The sequence below is a fragment of the Bradyrhizobium erythrophlei genome, from assembly GCF_900129505.1.
Classification (GTDB): domain Bacteria; phylum Pseudomonadota; class Alphaproteobacteria; order Rhizobiales; family Xanthobacteraceae; genus Bradyrhizobium; species Bradyrhizobium erythrophlei_D.
The window spans coordinates 5,957,321-5,974,393 of sequence record NZ_LT670818.1; the positions used below are offsets into that span (position 1 = coordinate 5,957,321).

Annotated in this window: 17 protein-coding genes and 1 pseudogene; 16 read left to right on the plus strand and 2 right to left on the minus strand. The window is 61.9% G+C overall.

Annotated elements, in window-relative coordinates; all coding sequences use genetic code 11:
* Positions 1 to 5: 5 nt before the first annotated feature.
* From B5525_RS27595 to B5525_RS27610, 4 genes are all read left to right on the plus strand, one after another.
* Positions 6 to 686, plus strand: coding sequence for a DUF1028 domain-containing protein (locus B5525_RS27595; protein WP_079568828.1), 681 nt, complete (start codon positions 6 to 8; stop codon positions 684 to 686).
* Between the two features lie 128 nt (positions 687 to 814).
* Positions 815 to 1,810, plus strand: coding sequence for a LysR family transcriptional regulator (locus tag B5525_RS27600; RefSeq protein WP_079568829.1), 996 nt, complete (start codon positions 815 to 817; stop codon positions 1,808 to 1,810).
* A 723-nt stretch (positions 1,811 to 2,533) separates the two neighbouring features.
* Positions 2,534 to 2,707, plus strand: coding sequence for a hypothetical protein (locus tag B5525_RS44495; RefSeq protein ID WP_154073469.1), 174 nt, complete (start codon positions 2,534 to 2,536; stop codon positions 2,705 to 2,707).
* 890 nt (positions 2,708 to 3,597) lie between these two features.
* Positions 3,598 to 4,884 carry a c-type cytochrome gene (locus B5525_RS27610; protein WP_079568830.1) on the plus strand — a complete coding sequence of 429 codons (1,287 nt, stop codon included), beginning with the start codon at positions 3,598 to 3,600 and terminating at the stop codon, positions 4,882 to 4,884.
* On the opposite strand, the gene B5525_RS27615 is transcribed toward B5525_RS27610, so the two are convergent.
* Positions 4,885 to 6,855 carry a 4Fe-4S binding protein gene (locus tag B5525_RS27615; protein WP_079568831.1) on the minus strand — a complete coding sequence of 657 codons (1,971 nt, stop codon included), beginning with the start codon at positions 6,853 to 6,855 and terminating at the stop codon, positions 4,885 to 4,887.
* A gap of 211 nt (positions 6,856 to 7,066) precedes the next feature.
* On the opposite strand from B5525_RS27615, the gene B5525_RS27620 reads away from it, so the two are divergent.
* The 11 genes and pseudogenes from B5525_RS27620 (at position 7,067) to B5525_RS27665 (ending at position 15,560) form a co-directional block, all read left to right on the plus strand.
* Positions 7,067 to 7,774 carry a biotin/lipoate--protein ligase family protein gene (locus B5525_RS27620; RefSeq protein WP_079568832.1) on the plus strand — a complete coding sequence of 236 codons (708 nt, stop codon included), beginning with the start codon at positions 7,067 to 7,069 and terminating at the stop codon, positions 7,772 to 7,774.
* Positions 7,771 to 8,310 carry a DUF6505 family protein gene (locus tag B5525_RS27625; RefSeq protein WP_079568833.1) on the plus strand — a complete coding sequence of 180 codons (540 nt, stop codon included), beginning with the start codon at positions 7,771 to 7,773 and terminating at the stop codon, positions 8,308 to 8,310. The genes B5525_RS27620 and B5525_RS27625 overlap by 4 nt, the downstream gene beginning before the upstream one ends.
* Positions 8,307 to 8,480 (plus strand): annotated as a pseudogene (locus B5525_RS27630) (DUF6352 family protein); the annotation flags it as partial. The gene B5525_RS27625 and the pseudogene B5525_RS27630, both read left to right, overlap by 4 nt.
* Positions 8,481 to 8,505: 25 nt before the next feature.
* Positions 8,506 to 8,634 (plus strand): hypothetical protein, encoded by a 129-nt coding sequence (locus B5525_RS47295; protein ID WP_276328800.1) that lies wholly within the window; start codon positions 8,506 to 8,508, stop codon positions 8,632 to 8,634.
* A complete protein-coding gene (locus B5525_RS27635) occupies positions 8,631 to 9,146 on the plus strand; it encodes a DUF3305 domain-containing protein (protein ID WP_079568835.1) in 516 nt (171 codons plus the stop codon). The genes B5525_RS47295 and B5525_RS27635 overlap by 4 nt, the downstream gene beginning before the upstream one ends.
* Positions 9,143 to 9,802: a DUF3306 domain-containing protein gene (locus B5525_RS27640; protein ID WP_079568836.1), complete on the plus strand. Its 660-nt coding sequence runs from the start codon at positions 9,143 to 9,145 to the stop codon at positions 9,800 to 9,802. The genes B5525_RS27635 and B5525_RS27640 overlap by 4 nt, the downstream gene beginning before the upstream one ends.
* A gap of 118 nt (positions 9,803 to 9,920) precedes the next feature.
* On the plus strand, positions 9,921 to 10,700 hold the full coding sequence (locus B5525_RS27645) for a molecular chaperone TorD family protein (protein WP_154073470.1): 780 nt from the start codon (positions 9,921 to 9,923) through the stop codon (positions 10,698 to 10,700).
* A gap of 29 nt (positions 10,701 to 10,729) precedes the next feature.
* Positions 10,730 to 10,939, plus strand: coding sequence for a twin-arginine translocation signal domain-containing protein (locus tag B5525_RS27650; protein ID WP_079568838.1), 210 nt, complete (start codon positions 10,730 to 10,732; stop codon positions 10,937 to 10,939).
* Between the two features lie 13 nt (positions 10,940 to 10,952).
* Positions 10,953 to 13,904, plus strand: a complete 2,952-nt coding sequence (locus B5525_RS27655; RefSeq protein ID WP_079568839.1) for a formate dehydrogenase subunit alpha — start codon at positions 10,953 to 10,955, stop codon at positions 13,902 to 13,904.
* A gap of 12 nt (positions 13,905 to 13,916) precedes the next feature.
* Entirely contained in the window at positions 13,917 to 14,513 is a 597-nt protein-coding gene (gene fdh3B, locus B5525_RS27660; RefSeq protein WP_079568840.1) for a formate dehydrogenase FDH3 subunit beta, read from the plus strand.
* A gap of 42 nt (positions 14,514 to 14,555) precedes the next feature.
* Entirely contained in the window at positions 14,556 to 15,560 is a 1,005-nt protein-coding gene (locus tag B5525_RS27665) for a formate dehydrogenase subunit gamma (protein ID WP_079568841.1), read from the plus strand.
* A gap of 330 nt (positions 15,561 to 15,890) precedes the next feature.
* Here B5525_RS27665 and B5525_RS47300 read toward each other — a convergent pair whose 3' ends face one another.
* Positions 15,891 to 16,013, minus strand: a complete 123-nt coding sequence (locus tag B5525_RS47300; RefSeq protein WP_276328801.1) for a hypothetical protein — start codon at positions 16,011 to 16,013, stop codon at positions 15,891 to 15,893.
* Between the two features lie 333 nt (positions 16,014 to 16,346).
* On the opposite strand from B5525_RS47300, the gene B5525_RS44500 reads away from it, so the two are divergent.
* Entirely contained in the window at positions 16,347 to 16,580 is a 234-nt protein-coding gene (locus tag B5525_RS44500; protein ID WP_154073471.1) for a hypothetical protein, read from the plus strand.
* Positions 16,581 to 17,073: the final 493 nt, after the last annotated feature.

Sequence of the window (17,073 nt, forward strand, 5' to 3'; positions counted from 1 at the left end):
CCGGCATGACGTTTTCTCTGACGGCCCGGTGTCCAGACACCGGGATGTTCGGAATAGTGATCTCGTCCTCCTCGCCGGCAGTTGCGGCACGCTGCGTTCATCTGCGCGCCAAAGCCGGCGCGGTCGCGAGCCAGAACATCACCGATCCTGTGCTGGGCCAGATCGGTCTCGACCTGCTGGCGCGGGGCCTGAGCGCCAGTGAAGTTCGCGATGCGGTCGTCGCATCGACCCCCTTCATCGCCTATCGGCAGCTTGCGTTTGTCGACGCAGTTGGGCGCGTGGCGTTCCATTCCGGCAGCAACACGCTCGGCATCCACGCCATCCATCCCGGCGATGGCGTGATTGCTGCCGGCAACTTGCTGGCCAATGACCAGGTGCCGGCCGCGATGGTCCAGAATTATCAGGCCACCGCCGGCAAGCCGTTTGCCACGCGGCTGGTCGCAGCCCTGCAGGCGGGGCTCGACCAGGGCGGGGAGGCCGGCCCGGTCCGCTCCGCGGGTCTTTGCGTGGTGCGAGATGTGTCCTGGCCGATTGTGGACTTGCGGGTCGACTGGAGCGACCGGCCGATCGCCGCGCTCGAGGAGGCCTGGACCTGCTACGAACCCCAGGTCGAAGACTATGTCCGGCGCGCGAGCAATCCGTCCGAAGCGCCCCGCTTTGGCGTGGCCGGTGAAAGCCGGATCTGAACGGCCGATGGGCGGGTTCAGCCCGGTCAATCCTGCTATATTCAGGCCGAAGAAACGCGATCGGCGCCCATGCCAGCAAGAGGGTGTGGTCGCTATCGGCCATGTTCCGCAGGGATCAATAGCGCCACATGAGATACACGCTACGCCAGATCGAGTACTTCATCGCGACGGCCGAGACGGGAAGCATCACTCTGGCCTCCGAGCGCGTCAACATATCGCAGCCTTCGATCTCGACGGCGATCGCGCATCTGGAAGAGGAACTCGGAACCCAGCTTTTCATCCGTCGCCATGCGCAAGGGCTCTCGCTCACATCAGCCGGCCGGCTTTTGCTGGTCGAGGCAAAGCAACTGATCGAACAGGCCGAGCATGTCTATTCAGTCGCCTCCGAGGTCGGGGAGCGCGTCCGTGGACAATTGTCGCTGGGCTGCTTCATCACGCTCGCGCCGATGGTGATGCCGGAGCTGTCGCATTCGTTCACGTCGACCTATCCGGAATCGCGCATCGTCCAGACGGTCGCCGACCATGAGCAGTTGCTGGAGCGTCTGCTAAGTGCCGAACTCGACGTTGCGATCACCTATGACCTGTTGATTCCCGACGAGTTCGAGTTTCTGCCGTTGGCGAGCCTGCCGCCACACGTCGTGGTCAGCGAGGCGGGGCCTTTGGCGCGACACTCTGCCGTCAGTCTGCAGGAACTGGCACGCGAGCCGTTGATCCTGTTGGATCTGCCGATCAGCCGCGAATATTTTCTCAGCATGTTCATGAAGGAGGGCCTTGAGCCCAACATTGCATCGCGCTCGACGCACCAGGATGTGATCCGGACGATGGTAGCTAACGGCTACGGCTACACGCTGGCGAACGTTCGCCCACGTTGCGAGCTCGCGCTGGACGGACGGCGCGTCTCCCGGGTTCGCTTGTCCGGTGACCACAGGCCGATGGTGATTGGCGTGCTGACGTTGTCGCAAAGCCGCAAGCCTCGCCTGGTCACGGTTTTCGAGGAGCACTGCCGCCGCTTTGTCTCCGACGCATACATCCCGGGCATGGTGGCGCCCGTCATGGAGCGCCGCACCTTTCTGGGGCAGATCGATGGCGACGGGTCGCTGCCCGGCGACGGCTCGTCGAGTTGATGCGCCGGACGGCCGTTGCGGGTCGGCGAAGCCGTTGCTTCGTCCCCGTGCGGGCGACCCGTTATCAAGTCGTGTCCATCCAGGTCGCGGCCCTCGATCTATAGCGGTGATGTGGGTGCTCAGTAGAGCAAAGCCGTCCGCACGGGCGAACTCCGGTATCGGACGTGAGAACCGCGTCTTCGGAAAACGCATCCGGTCGCGCTTGTCGCTCGCGGCTGAGGATGGGCCTCGCTGCGCGTGCGAAATTGCTCGGGAGCGAGTGGCAGCTCTTGGCGCAAAGCGGACCACTCTTGGTTAGCCTCGATCTGCTTGGCTCTAGCTAGCTCAAGCTAGCTTATGATGGATTGGAACGATAATTCAAGTTTTTCAAAAGAAGGTTGTGTGTGCACGATGCGTGCACCGGCAGATCAAAGTAAATCTAGAGACAGCCGACGTGAGCGGCTGAATTGACAGCGCTCTGGCATCAGCGGGGCAGATATTCAGGAAGATGTGAGCTTGTTCGGCAAGTCGGGAATTGCTGAAGCCGAACTTTGCGAGGGCCCAATTCGCAGAATGGGCTGTTATGGAATGCTAGGTTTGGTGAGGCCGATACTCTCAGTTAAATCAATGGCGGGACCGGCGTTGGCGACGAGGCCTCCAGCGCCTACGGCGGTCGATGGGCGTTGATCGCGCCGCGATCGCCGAAGCGTCTCGCGACGTAGTGACGTCTATGATGACGGTTGGTTGAGCCCGTATCATTTCATCGCCGGCGCGCTGGCCTATGGTTTCGTGCGCAAACTCGCCGCGTTCTACGTTGTCGCTGGGTTGTTCGGCTTCATCTATGCCGGCGTCATGCCGTTCTATTCGGTGCCCGCTGCGAGTATCTTTCGACTGCAAAATGGCTATGAATCAGCCTGATCACGCTGAGCAGATCGAAAGTTCCGCGCTTTGGCGGAAAGCATTGAATCGGACAGTTGATCGCTTACAGATAGAGAGTTCATACAGAGGGGGTGAGTCGGCCGTGACTCCTATCATTCCGACAAGGTGGTAAGGAGTTCGACTATGCAAAAAATCTATGGGCTCATAAAAATAGGATTAAGGGCGTCCGCATCATACATAAGCCCCACTAGATGCAGTTCAGTTCGGTGAAGATCTATCTCTAGGATCGTCAAAAGAAGCGCCAACACGGCCGTGGCGAAAACGAGTGAGGGCGAGGTCTCTGTTGTGACACTCTGATCGTGCGGCGACATTAGATCGCGGAGCGACCGGCAAATTGAAAGGAAGTGCCCATACGCCTTGAATCGTATATGCATCTCGCCCTCCTTCTGACGAAGGAAGTGCACGATAGGTTGCCGGGCGGCTACGGCTCAAGATGATAAAAGCGCGCAGCCAACGCCCCACCGGACGGGAAAACCTGCGCTCTGCCGCAGTGCAACATGGAACTGAAGGCGGGTTTGCCTTTGAACCTGGACAATCGACAACGAGGCGGAAAACTCCGGTGCGGTTCGTCGCGGCCTCACTATGCCTTGCTTGGCCTTGGCCTGCGGATTGGCGGAGGCGCAGACGGATCAAACGAAGGGAATTTCGCTCAATTCGACAACCGGCCGCACGTCTCCCGCCGAGGGTCTTCAAGGGCAAAGCCCGCCCAGTATGCAAGCCGCACCCGAAGGCTCAAGCAAGACCGTCGTGAAGCCTCACTAATAGTTCGATGGATCCGGTTTGACCTCGCGCCGCGAGGTCCTTTACCGTCTGGTCGGATTGAGGCACGATCGCGCTTCGCGTGCCAGCACGACAGCGATGGATGAGCGATGAACTTGCGCCTGTATCTCTGCGCAATCGCTGCAGCGCTGTCGCTGGATGTCGAAGCTGCCTGGGCTCAGCTCTCCGGCCATGGTGGACCGGTTCGAGCGCTGGCCATTTCAGCCGACGGGAAGAGCGTCCTTTCCGGCAGTTTCGACACTTCCGCCATCCGATGGTCGCTTGCGACCGACTCCGCGGAGCAGGTTCTTCGCTTTCATTCTGACGCAGTGAATGCGGCCGTCTTCCTGCGGGACGGCCGCATGGCAACCGCTGGAGCCGATGCGCGGATAGCCATCTGGACGGCGGGCCGGCAACAGCCGGACGAGGTCTTTGAAGGCCATCGCGCACCGATTTCGGGACTTGCCGTCTCGCCCGACGGTTCGATGCTGGCATCCGCATCCTGGGATCGCAGCGTGCGGCTTTGGCCGCTTGGTTCCGGTGCGAAGCGCGTGCTGGAGGGCCACTTGCAGAACGTCAACGGCGTTGCCTTCATGCCGGACGGAAAATCGCTGGTCAGCGTCGGTTACGACCTTGCGGTGAGCATCTGGCCGCTGCCGGACGGACCGCCGGATGTCATCACGCTGACATCGCCCCTCAACGCGGTGGCGATCGCGCCTGACGGAGAAATCGCAGCGGGCGGTGCCGATGGGAAAGTACGCTTTCTGACCGTGGGGGCGAAGGAGGCCGGCGAGGTTCAGGCCGGTCCGACACCGATTGTCGCGCTGGCGATGTCTCGAGACGGGACGTTGATCGCGGCGGCCGGCATAGGCGGCGCCGTAGCGCTCATCGATCGCAAGGCGCGAAGCGTGCTGCGAACGCTCGGCGGTCCGGGTTTGCCGGTGTGGTCCGTGGCATTCTTGCCCGATAACGCGACCGTGCTGACGGGCGGCGCAGACGGTGCGATCCGACGCTGGAATGCACTGACCGGTGACCCGATCGGATCCTCGCTGAGCGGAACGCCGGCCGATCCGCTGGCAGCCTTTGTAGGGGACCACGGCGCGGAAATATTCAGGGCCTGCGTTGCCTGCCATACGCTGTCAGAGAAGGACAATGCGCGCGCCGGCCCGACCCTTGCTGGATTGTTCGGCCGCAGGATCGCGTCGTTGCCCGGCTATCGCTTTTCCGATGCGCTGAAAAGCATGTCCATCGTATGGACTCCGGAGACCGTCGCAAAACTGTTCGAGGTCGGCCCGAACGCCTATACGCCCGGCACCAAGATGCCGGAGCAACGGATCGGGTCGCCCGAGGACCGCAAGGCGCTCACCGACTTTCTCGCACGCGCGACCGCCAAATAGCTATCCCTTGCTCTCACGTTCGCGCAGATAATCGTCTGTCGTACGCGACGGCGCGCGCTCGGGAACGCCGGCGAACGGATCGAATTGCTGCTCGCTCATCGTAATGACGCGGCAGTCGGCGCACATCCTGATTGCATCCAGCCGCTTGTCGCCCGCGGGAAACATCCAGTGCCGGCCTTCGAGCTTCGCCGCGATCTTGTCGATCGTGCTCTTGACGCCAAACGGCTTGTTGCAACGGATGCAAAGCGCCGGCTCTTCTTCCTTGATGATCTGGGTTCTTGCCCTGGCGGCGCGGAAGTCGATCTGCGGCTTCAGCGTGATGACCTTTTCCGGGCATGTGCTCTCGCACAAGCCGCACTGCACGCAGGCGTCTTCGACAAATTTGAGCGAAGGACGTTCGGGATCGTCGAGCAGCGCGCCGGTGGGACACACCGATACGCAGGACAGGCACAGCGTGCATCCGTCCACATTGACGCTGATTGCGCCGAGCGGTGCGCCCTCGGGCAGCGCAATCACGTCGGTCGGAGCGGGCGCGACGCGGTGCAGTTCGCTCAGGGCGAAACGAAGCAGATCGGGCCGCTTGCCGACCGTCCTGAACGTTGCGGGGTGCTGCACGGTCGGCGCCGGTTCTATCCCCCGCAGCGCCTCGCCGAGCGCATCCGGATCGTCCGTTTCGATGGTCGAAACACGGCGCCCCGAAAATCCCAGCCCGGAAAGAATGGCATCGGCCATCGCCAGCGTCTGCGAAAGTCCGGCGATGTCGTGCAGGGGTTTTGCCCGCAGAAGGAAACGCACAGCTGCCGTGCCGTAGGCGAAGGCCGCCGCGATCGCCTCCAGGCCGACCTGCGTCACCTCGTTGACGGCTAGCGGCAGCACGTTGGCCGGAAGGCCGTCGCCATGGCGGGCGAGCGCATCGATCAGCGCGCTGCCGTGTTGGCCGTCGTGGAACAGCACGATGGCCCCGGAGCCGCCGGCGTCGCGATAGGTCAGCAGCATGGCGCGCAACTTGTGCAGCAGCGTGTCGGCAGGCGGCAGCGCATAGGAGGCCGCTCCGGTCGGGCAGGCCGCGGCGCACTGGCCGCATCCGGCGCAGATTTCGGCGCTGATCCTGACGTGATCGCCGTCCGGCGTAATTGCGCTGGTCGGGCAAAGATCGAGACAGCGGTGGCATCCCGTCAGCTTTGAACGCGAATGGGCGCAGAGTTCCGCGGCGAAATTGATGTATTTCGGCTTGTCGAAGCTTCCGACGAGGTCACGTGCTTTGAGCACCGCGCGCAGCATCGCCGCCGGGTCCCGCGGATCGGCGCGGAGATACCCGTCGCGCAGATCATGGGCGGGAAAGAGTGGCGGACCGCCAGAGAGATCAAGAACGAGATCGCAACGCGAGGTCGCGCCATCGCGGGAAGTTTCGAAGATCAAGGTATCGCGCGAGGAGGGGCGGAGTGCCGCGTAATCGTCGATGACGAGCTCGAAGGCCCCGAAATAGCCCTTGGCGTTGCGGATCGTTCCCTTGACGATGGGGAAGGAAGTGACAGCCGGCGGCGCGATCTGCACGGCCCCAGTAATCATGACCGTGACATCAAGATGATCGGCCAGCAGTCTGCCGGCTTCGACCGCGCTCTCGTCGCGACCATAGATCAGGATCACCCCCTCACTCGACAGGTTGACGAGCGGGAAATCAGGCGCCGGCTCGGCGGTGGCGGCGAGCAGGGCCGCCATTTTCGGTCCCGCCTGGGCCCCTCCCGTGGACCAGCCTGCCGTCTCGCGCACGTTGACGAAATCGATACGCTCCGCCCGCTCGCCTGCCTCATCCGAGAACAGCGGCGCCTCCTGGGTGCAGCCGACGGTGAGCGATCCCTCTGCCCTGGCGGCATTGCGAAACTGATCAAGCTCGGCCCGGCACAGCTGGTGAAAGGTCGCGATCTCGCTGTTGCGGCATCCCCGCTTCACGGCGGCCGTATCGAGGCGCATCGTGTCTTCGCACGAGCACATCAGGATCGTTTTGGGAGGACGTGCCATGCCTTGCCCAACACTCCGACTAAAGAGGCGCGGAACGGCTGCGAGCAGACTCGCGTCGGCGGTCCGTCTCGTATAGTTATGCTCATTGGAGCGGAAAAGGAAGCTGGAGCGACAGCTGTCACCGACCCTACGCACGGACGCGTTCGCATCGGAACCCATCGATTTGCCTCCGCCGTTCACGCTGGTGAGGCTGCGCGAAAGCCGTGACGCCTTCACCCACGCGCTCGATATCGCCGAAGCGAGCGGCGCAGGTACCCTGGTCTATGTCGGGCGGTTCGATCTCGCGGAATTTGCGGTGGTGCTCGAACCCAACGAGCCATTGCACACCGCGCGCCGCGCTTTCTATGCCGGAATGGTGGCGCTGACCGACGCCTTGCGCGCCTATGCGCCGCCGAACAAGTCGGTCAGCATCGATTGGCCGGACGCGATCCGCATCGACGGCGGCCTGGTCGGCGGTGGGCGGCTCGGTTGGCCTTCGTCCGCGAAAGAGGACGAGGCGCCGCCGTGGCTGGTATTCGGGGCCATGATCCGAACCGTCGCGATGACTGACCAGGAACCAGGTGTTCATCCGCTTGCCGCCGCCTTGGAGCAGGAAGGATTTGGCGAGGCGGGCGCGGTTCAGGTGACAGAGAGCTTTGCGCGACATCTGATGCTGGCCGTCGACGCCTGGCAGATTAATGGATTTGGCAACCTGGCACGCGAATTCTTGGGCAGGCTGTCGCGCGAACGGCAGGTCAGCCGGCGGATCGAAGAGAACGGGGATCTCGTCATGCACCGGATCAGTACTGGCAAAACCGAACGGTATGACCTGGTGAAAGCCCTGGCCGTGCCTTCCTGGCTCGATCCGAAACTCGGGGGACCGCGCCGGTGAAGCTCTTGCGTACCATCGCGCTTGATCGATCCGACACGTTCGTCTTCGACGCGGCGGCGGAGCCTGGCGACTGGGCTGTGTCGGGCGCCTTCCGCTTTTGCGATCGGGATCGCGGCAAGCTCACGGGCAAGGACCGTTCGGCGTTCCGCAGCGGCTTTCTCGGGGTGCAATCATGGGGCTGGTCGACGCTGGTGCAGATCGTCCCGGCGACGGCGGCCGATCGTCGAGCCCTGGTGGAACTCCTTGCCGCGCAATTGGTCGACCGGTTCGGCGCGCCCGATCTCGCAACCGCACAGCTTGCCGCCGAAGAGGAAATCGCCTTTGCGGAACAGCTCTGCACGCATCCCGTCGGCAGTCTGATTGCGGTCCACCGCACGGCGACCGATGGCGAGGTCAGGGAGTCATTCCGGAGGTTGAAGTTGCGGGAAGGGATGGGTCACAGCAGGGCGTTCTCTTTCATGGAGGTCGAGGATGACACTGAGCCCGACAGTGATGTCAATCTTGCCGATAGGACTTCGGAGCCGCCGCGCCGATGAAGGATTTCTGGATTTCCTGCGGCCATCATCTGCTCGATCGCAATGCGAGCGGCGGGCTAGTGGTCACAGATGAGCTTCTGAAAGCCTATTTTGCGCGTCCCGAGCTGATGCCGCCGGAAGAGGCCTGCGCGGTCGAACGCAGATTGCATCCGGAATTGCTCGCTATTCCGTCTCAGCTTCGCCGAGGCTACGCTCGTGGCTGACACGATCGCGCGCGAGCCGGTCTATCTGATCCTTGCGATGACGCCGGATCAGGGCGTGCGGATGAAGCCGCAGAATCTTCTGAGGGGATTGCCAGTCAAACACCTGGAGGCGGCAAGTTGAGCCCCGCTGCGACACCCTTGCTGCGCATTCTCGTCGGCGTCGTGGTCGAACGCCGCAAGGCGGACTCGCCGTGGGTCGATTTCGTCTGGCGCGGCGTCGGCGTGTTGCCCGACGAGCCGGAGATGAAGCCATGGACGGTGCTGGGCGAGCAGGACGAGGCCACGCTGTATTATGCCGGCAGCGCTACGGTCGATCTCTATCGCTCCGAAACCCAGCTCTATCGCGACAATATTACCTCCGGCGCCCCCGGCATCTGGATCGTGTTGAGCCCATCGGAGGGCCCCAGGCCCTATGCGATATCGGCGGTCACGGCCGATCCCGCGGAAGGGGAGGCGTTCACGGAAGCAGGCGCCAATCTGGTCGAAGCCGTGCCGATGCCCGAAGCTATCCGCGGCGCGATTGAAAATTTCATCGCCGAACACCACGTCGAAAGGGAGTTTGTCAAGCGCAAGCAGAGCCGCGCCGATCCCGAGGCTCTGGCACGACGTGATCATGAAGGTGAGCACGAATGAGCGACAAGCAATTCCTTGCGCGCTGGTCTCGCCGCAAGCGCGAGGCGAGGGCAGCCGCTGACGCTCCGCCGCAGACGGAACCCGGTGAGACGCCGAATGTGGCACCGATCACGGCAGCCGAAAGTTCGGTGGATGCTGAGGTCGATCTCTCGCGTTTGCCACCAATCGATTCGATTGACGCTGCAACGGACATCTCGGCGTTCCTGCGCAAAGGCATTCCGCAGGAGCTGAGTCGTGCGGCTCTTCGTCGCGCCTGGACCGCTGATCCCGCCATCCGGGACTTCGTCGGCCTTGCGGAGAACGCCTGGGACTTCAACGATCCGAATGCTATGCCCGGCTTCGGGCCGCTTGATTGCTCGGCAGAGCAGATTGACGCACTTGTTGGCCGGATTGTCGGGGGCGTGCGTAGCGCCGCGGACAGCCTTGCGACCGCGGTCGCAGAAGGGAAGCAGGATCGCCAATCGAACGATTCAGGGCGCGCCGCTCTATCGGAGTCGCATCCCACCGAAGCGGTTGCTGATCTTGCCACCGGAGGGGAGCTTTCACGGGACGAACCGTCAGAAGTTCCCGCTGCGGTGCAACCGGAACCTTCCGAGACCGATCGCGCTGAGGCAGCGCTTCGGCGGCGCACACATGGAGGCGCACTGCCGCGTTAGGCTGCGACGAAAGGCATAGCCTCAGGCTATGTCGAATCGATTGACGACCTGGGGAGCCACGCTTAGTCTCTGTACATAAATAATAATTAGGCGCTTGGCCCTTTGGATGGGGGTCCACGTGCGCGATGCAGGCCTCAATCGTGCCATCGATGCTGCGGGCGGCATAGCCCAGCTTGCCCGGAAAATCGGTATTGCCCAGCCTTCGGTTTCGAACTGGAGCAGGGTGCCTGCAGAGCGGGTGATCGCCGTCGAAGCCGCGACCGGCGTGTCGCGCAAACAACTTCGTCCTGATCTCTATACCGAGCTGGCTGTGCCGCATGATGGCGTTGATCCCGTCGACGCCGGGCGCGCGCAGGAATATGCGCTGCTCGGTGCCTTGCTGTCATACGCGCCGTCGAATGCGCTGCTTAGCCAGATCGCGCGGCTGCGCGACGATGCGACTCCGCTTGGGCACGCCCACGCCGCCGTGGCAGAGGCCGCATCGATCGCGGTCGCAGGCGAAGTCGAACGCGAATATCTCGATTTGTTCGTCGGCCTCGCGCGCGGCGAATTGTTGCCCTACGCATCCTATTATCTGACTGGCTTTCTCAACGAGCGCCCGCTGTCGCGCTTGCGCGAAGACCTTGCCGCACTCGGCATCGAGCGGGCCCAGAAAAATTTCGAGCCGGAGGATCACGCGGCGACGCTGTGCGAGATAATGGCGGGGCTTGCCTCTGGCCACTTCCCGGCCGCGCCGGGAGTACAGCGCGTCTTTTTCGAAAAGCATATGGCGTCCTGGATGGGCCGCCTGTTCGCCGACATGGAGAGCGCAGCGAACGCCAAATTCTACCAATCGGTGGGATCGCTTGGTCGCCTGTTTCTGGAAATCGAAGCTGAAGCATTTAGGTTCGCGAACTGACCAATGACGATTGGTCTGGGAGAGAAACGATGAAGAACGAAAAGAAAGCAACCGTCGACCGTCGTGATTTCCTTCGCAAGGTCGGGGTCGGCGCGGTTGGCGCCGGCGCGACGCTGGCGTCACCGCTGATTGCACCCGCGCGGGCCGACAGTGAGAACGACGATGAGAAACGCAAGGTGCGCTACAAGGAAACCGACCACGTGAAGGCGTACTACCGCGTCAATCGTTATCCCGGTTGAGAGGGAGGCGGCCGTGCTGATCAAGAGAACACAAAGCCAGCGTTCCGAATTTGCATCCCGGGGTTCAGTTGCGGACTCCCTGGCAGGACAAAGCGGCGGTCTCGACCGCCGCACCTTCCTGCGTCGATCCGGTCTTGCCAGCGGCGGTCTGGCCGCACTGACCACCTTGCCGGTCGGCAGCGTCCGCAAGGCGGAAGCAGCAATGGCAGGTCCGCTCACATCGGGAGCCACTGTCCGCAAAAGCATCTGCACGCATTGCGCGGTCGGGTGCACCGTGACCGCGGAAGTCCTAAACGGGGTGTGGATCGGGCAGGAGCCAAGCTGGGATTCGCCGATCAATCGGGGATCGCATTGCGCAAAGGGCGCCTCGGTACGCGAGCTCGTCCACAGCGACCGCCGGCTTCGCTATCCGATGAAGCTCGTCAACGGGCAATGGACGCGCGTCTCTTGGGATACCGCAATCAACGAGATCGGCGACAAACTGCTCGAAGTTCGCGAGAAGTCGGGCGGAGACTCCGTCTACTGGCTCGGATCGGCCAAGATGACCAATGAAGGCGCCTATCTGTTCCGCAAGCTTGGCGCCTTCTGGGGAACCAACAACACCGACCATCAGGCGCGCATCTGCCATTCAACGACCGTGACCGGCGTAGCCAACACCTGGGGCTACGGCGCGATGACCAACAGCTTCAATGATATCCGCAATGCCAAGACCCAGATCATCATGGGCGGCAATCCGGCCGAGGCGCATCCGGTATCATTGCAGCATTTGCTCGAAGGCAAGGAGCTTCAAAGGGCCAACTTTGTCGTCATCGACCCGCGCCTGACGCGAACCGCGGCGCATGCGACCGAATATGTGCGCATGCGGCCAGGCACCGACATCCCGGTGCTCTACGGAATGATGTGGCACATCCTCCAGAACGGCTGGGAGGACAAGGAGTTCATTAAACAGCGCGTCTACGGTTTCGACGACCTCCGCAAGGAAGTGGAGAAGTGGAATCCAGAAGAAGTCGAGCGCGTCAGCGGCGTTCCTGGCGAACAGCTTAAGCGCGTCGCCAAGATGTTTGCCACGGAGAAGCCGTCAACGCTGATCTGGGCCATGGGCCAGACCCAGAAGACCGTCGGCACCGCCAACGTGCGGGCGAGTTGCATCGCACTGTTGATGACCGGCAATGTCGGCAAATCCGGCGCCGGCGCCAACATCTTCCGTGGCCATGACAACGTGCAAGGAGCGACCGACGTCGGGCTCGATATTGTCACGCTGCCGTTCTATTACGGCCTCGCCGAAGGCGCCTGGAAACACTGGGCGCGGGTCTGGGAAGTCGACTATGACTTCTTGCAGTCGCGCTTCGACTCCAAGCAGATGATGGAAACCCCCGGTATCCCGCTCACCCGCTGGTTCGAAGCGGTGACGCTGTCGAAGGATCAGGTCGCGCAGAAAGACAATGTGCGGGCGGTTTTCGTGCAGGGACACGCTAGCAACAGCATCACGCGCATTCCCGAATCTCTGAAGGGCCTAAAGGCGCTCGAACTGTTGGTCATCGCCGACCCGCATCCGACCACCTGGGCCTCGCTTTCCGTGGAGGCAGGGCGCAAGGATGGTATTTACATTCTCCCGGTTGCCACCCAATTCGAGTGCAAGGGTTCGCGCGTTGCCTCGAACCGCTCGCTGCAATGGGGCGAACAGATCGTCAAGCCGGTATTCGAATCCAAGGATGACCTCGAGGTCATCTATCTGATGGCGAAGAAGTTCGGATTCGCCGACAAGATGTTCAAGAACATCAAGGTCGAAAACAATCTCCCGGAAGCAGAGGATGTCCTTCGCGAGATGAACCGCGGAAGCTGGTCGACCGGCTATTGCGGGCAATCGCCCGAGCGCCTCAAGGCGCACATGAAGAACCAGGCGAAGTTCGACATGCTGACGACGCGCGCGCCCAAGGACGATCCCGAAGTCGGCGGCGACTATTATGGGCTGCCATGGCCCTGCTGGGGCTCGCCAGAGGTGCGACATCCCGGCACGCCGTTGCTCTACAACACCAATCTCCACGTGATGGATGGCGGCGGCACGTTCAGGCCGCGCTTCGGCATCGAACGTGAGGAGAAGCTGCCCGACGGCACCACACGCAAGGTCAGCCTGCTGGCGGACGGCTCCTATTCCAAGGGTTCGGCGATCCAGGACGGCTATCCGGAATTCACGCTTGCCGTGCTGAAGAAGCTCGGCTGGGACACGGACCTGACGGAAGCGGAAATGGCCACCATCACCAGGGTCAATTCCGCCAATCCCGATGCGGTGTCGTGGTCGCTCGATCTGTCCGGCGGCATCCAGCGCGTGGCGCTGATGCACGGCTGCGTTCCCTACGGCAACGGCAAGGCACGCATGAACGCCTTCGGATTGCCAGATCCGATTCCGGTTCACCGCGAGCCGATCTACACGCCGCGCGTCGATCTGGTGTCGAAATATCCAACGCTGCCCGATGCCAAGCAGTTCCGCATGCCCAATCTCGGCTTCTCGGTGCAGAAGGCCGCGGTGGAGAAGGGGATTGCCAAGCAATTCCCGCTCATCCTCTCCTCGGGACGTCTCGTCGAATATGAGGGCGGCGGCGAGGAGACGCGGACAAACCCCTGGCTTGCCGAACTGCAGCAGGACATGTTCATCGAGATCAGCACCGCCGATGCCGCCGATCGCGGCATCAAGGACGGCGGATGGGTGTGGGTCACGGGCGCCGAGAGCAATTCCAAGGCCAAGATGAAGGCGCTCGTTACCGAACGAGTCGGCAAGGGCGTCGCTTGGATGCCCTTCCACTTCGGCGGCTGGTTCGCAGGCCGGGATCTTCGCGGCAACTACCCGAAGGGCACCGATCCGATCGTTCTCGGCGAAAGCGCGAACACGATCACCACCTATGGATACGATCCGGCGACCGGCATGCAGGAGCCCAAAGTCACTCTCTGCCAAATCGCGGCGGCATAAGGAGCAACGACCATGGCACGTATGAAATTCCTCTGCGACGCCGACCGTTGCATCGAATGCAATGCCTGCGTCACCGCCTGCAAGAACGAGCACGAGGTGCCGTGGGGCATCAACCGGCGCCGCGTCGTCACCATCAACGACGGCAAGCCGGGCGAGCGATCGGTCACCATGGCCTGCATGCACTGCACCGACGCGCCTTGTGCGGCGGTCTGCCCGGTGAACTGCTTCTACACCACAGCCGACAGCGTGGTGCTTCACTCCAAGGACCTGTGCATCGGCTGCGGCTATTGCTTCTACGCCTGTCCGTTCGGCGCGCCGCAATATCCGAAGGTCGGCAACTTCGGTTCGCGCGGCAAGATGGACAAATGCACATTCTGCGCCGGCGGCCCTGAGGCCGACGGCAGCAAGGAAGAGTACGAGAAGTATGGCGCAAACCGCCTCGCCGAGGGCAAGCTGCCGCTCTGTGCCGAAATGTGCTCGACCAAGTCGCTGCTTGCCGGCGATGGCGAGATCATCGCCCAGATCTACAAGGAGCGGGTCACCAAACGCGGCTACGGCTCCGGAGCCTGGGGCTGGAAGACCGCTTATCGCGAGACGATCGAGTCGTGAAGGCGGCGCGGCGGCGAGCGCGTAGATATCGGGGAGGAGCTCATGGCGTCTTTTGCAAAGTACATACGCTTGGTTCTAGGCGCCCTGGCGTTTCTGCTGGTCGTCGGCGCGTCGGCGCCTTCCAAAGCCCAGCAGGTTAATCCGACGGCAAGCTCCGTGAAGGAACAGCAGCTTCTGCAGGAGCTCAACCGGATCGAGGGACGCGTCAGCATTCCCGATCAGCGCTCCGGTGTTCTCGTACAGCCGGCGGGCCGCGATTGGCGGGAATTCCGCAACGTCACGCTGCGCTGGACCGGCGGGATTGCCATCCTCGGCATGCTGGCCGTGCTCGTGATCTTCTATCTCCGCCGCGGCATGGTTCGGCTCGTGAGCGGCCGGTCCGGCCGTACCATCGTCCGCTTCACGGCATTCGAGCGTTTCGTACATTGGATGACCGCGACCTGTTTCGTCGTTCTCGCAGTCTCCGGACTGAACGTCACCTTCGGCCGTCCGCTGCTGCTGCCGCTGATTGGTTTCGAGGCGTTCTCCGAATGGTCGCAATGGGCAAAATACGCACATAACTATCTGAGCTTTCCTTTCACTATCGGCGTTGTGCTGATCTTCCTGATGTGGATCGGCGGCAACATTCCGAACAAAGTGGATGTCGACTGGATGAAGAGGGGTGGCGGGCTCGTCGGTCACGATCATCCGCCGGCCTACCGCTTCAATGCCGGCCAGAAGGCGGTCTATTGGATCGTGGTCATCGGGGGCACCGCGGTTGCGGTCACCGGCTATGAGCTGATGTTTCCGTTTTACATATCGGGAATTGAAGGAATGCAGCTTGCCCAGATCGTGCACTCGGTGGTCGCGGTACTCTTCGTTGCTGCGATGCTGGCGCATATCTACATCGGCACCATCGGCATGGAGGGAGCTTTCGAGGCGATGGGCAGCGGCACCGTCGATATCAATTGGGCCAGGGAGCACCACAGCCTTTGGCTCGAAGAACAGAATGCCCGCGCCAGTGCCAACGACGCGCGACCGCGGGCCACTGCAGCGCCCGCCGAGTAGGCCGCACGTGATTCGGAGCGTTGGGTAAGGCGATTGGTAACGCCCGATCGGCGAATGCCTGGTCGCGGCCAACTTTACTCTTATCGGCCCTGTGTCGTTGAACGACGTATCATATCAGACGTCGATGACGCGCAAAGTCCCAGCTCGGTAGACACCTAGAGCTTTTTCGAGCGAGGTGGATGCCGGTTCGCGTGAAGAAATCTCGCTCAAACAAAAGACCTAGCTAGTTCTTCGGTTCTGATTCAATCAGAACCGAAGAACTCTAAACGCGTTCGGATTTGTTCCGGCCGCTTGCTTCTACAGATCGTGCATTTCGTAACACGACGACGTTTAGAGCCGCACGCCGGATGTCGCAAATGCCTCTTCGACAGGTTGTTGAACCTTGTTGAGGGCGGCCATGCCGAGCGCGGCGATGACGATGGCGGCGGCACAAGCCAGCAAAAAAGCTTTCATCGTATTTCACCTCGCAGGATTGGCAAAATGCGAAAGTAATATGATGCCTGGATACGTCTGGTACAAGGGCGCCGATCGTCATGATAGCAGTTCGCTGACCGGGCCTTACGTGTTCTTCGCGATGGGAAGGCATGGCGACACAATCCAATCGGCCCTACAGAAACGCACGACGTGCCGGGCGCGCCGACCAATGTCCGCTAGTCGGGTGAAAGGACAAGCCATCCAAGTTGCCACATGTGAGGCAGGTCACACTCATAATCTCCCGCTGGGTCTAGACACGTGTTCGCCGGAGCGTCAACCGGCGCGTTAAACGCTGGACAAGGGAGTCATCCCATGAAGCGCATCGCATTTCCGACATTCGTGAAACGCATTGTATTTCCAACGCTCGCTGTAATGGCTGCTGCGATAATTGTGCTAAGGTCTCATGCGGTCCAGATTTACGGCGTGCCAAATCCGTCCGCGATGATGTCCATCCAAGAGGTGCACGAAAAAACTGACTTGAAAAAACTTCCTGCAGAGGAATTCGAGGATCAGTCGCTCGTCTTCCCGAGAGTCGCAAGGCATTAGAATCGGGACCGGCCGCGTCATCCTTTATTCTAACATCATCCGGAAGGAGGGGCGGGTTCGCGCCCGGCGAGTCTTCCGGTCGAGCGGGCCACCAAATTCGACCTTGCCATCGACCTCAAGACCGTGAAGGCCCTCGCCGCGGGGTGAGGTGGATCACGTCTGTTTGTCGAAGCCCGGCGAATATCGCTGCCGCTGCTATCGTAGGATTTGTCGATGTACCCGCCCATCGGCCGGGCCGCTGTCGACACACCGTGCCGCGGCCAGCAGGCCGCCATGATTGAATCCCGACCAACCAATCTGCGGACTTCAGCGACGGTCGCTTGCGTCGGGCTGTGTTCGATTTAGCCAAAAGTCTCATAAAGTAGAGTCCTATTGGGGATTACACTGCTTTCACCGGTTTCGCTCCCTGATGGATGGGACGGAGGCAAGCGGTGGCTTGCGGTACCGAAGGTCGTTGGAGCTCTCCTCGGGTGGTTCAAAGTTCCCCTGAGGC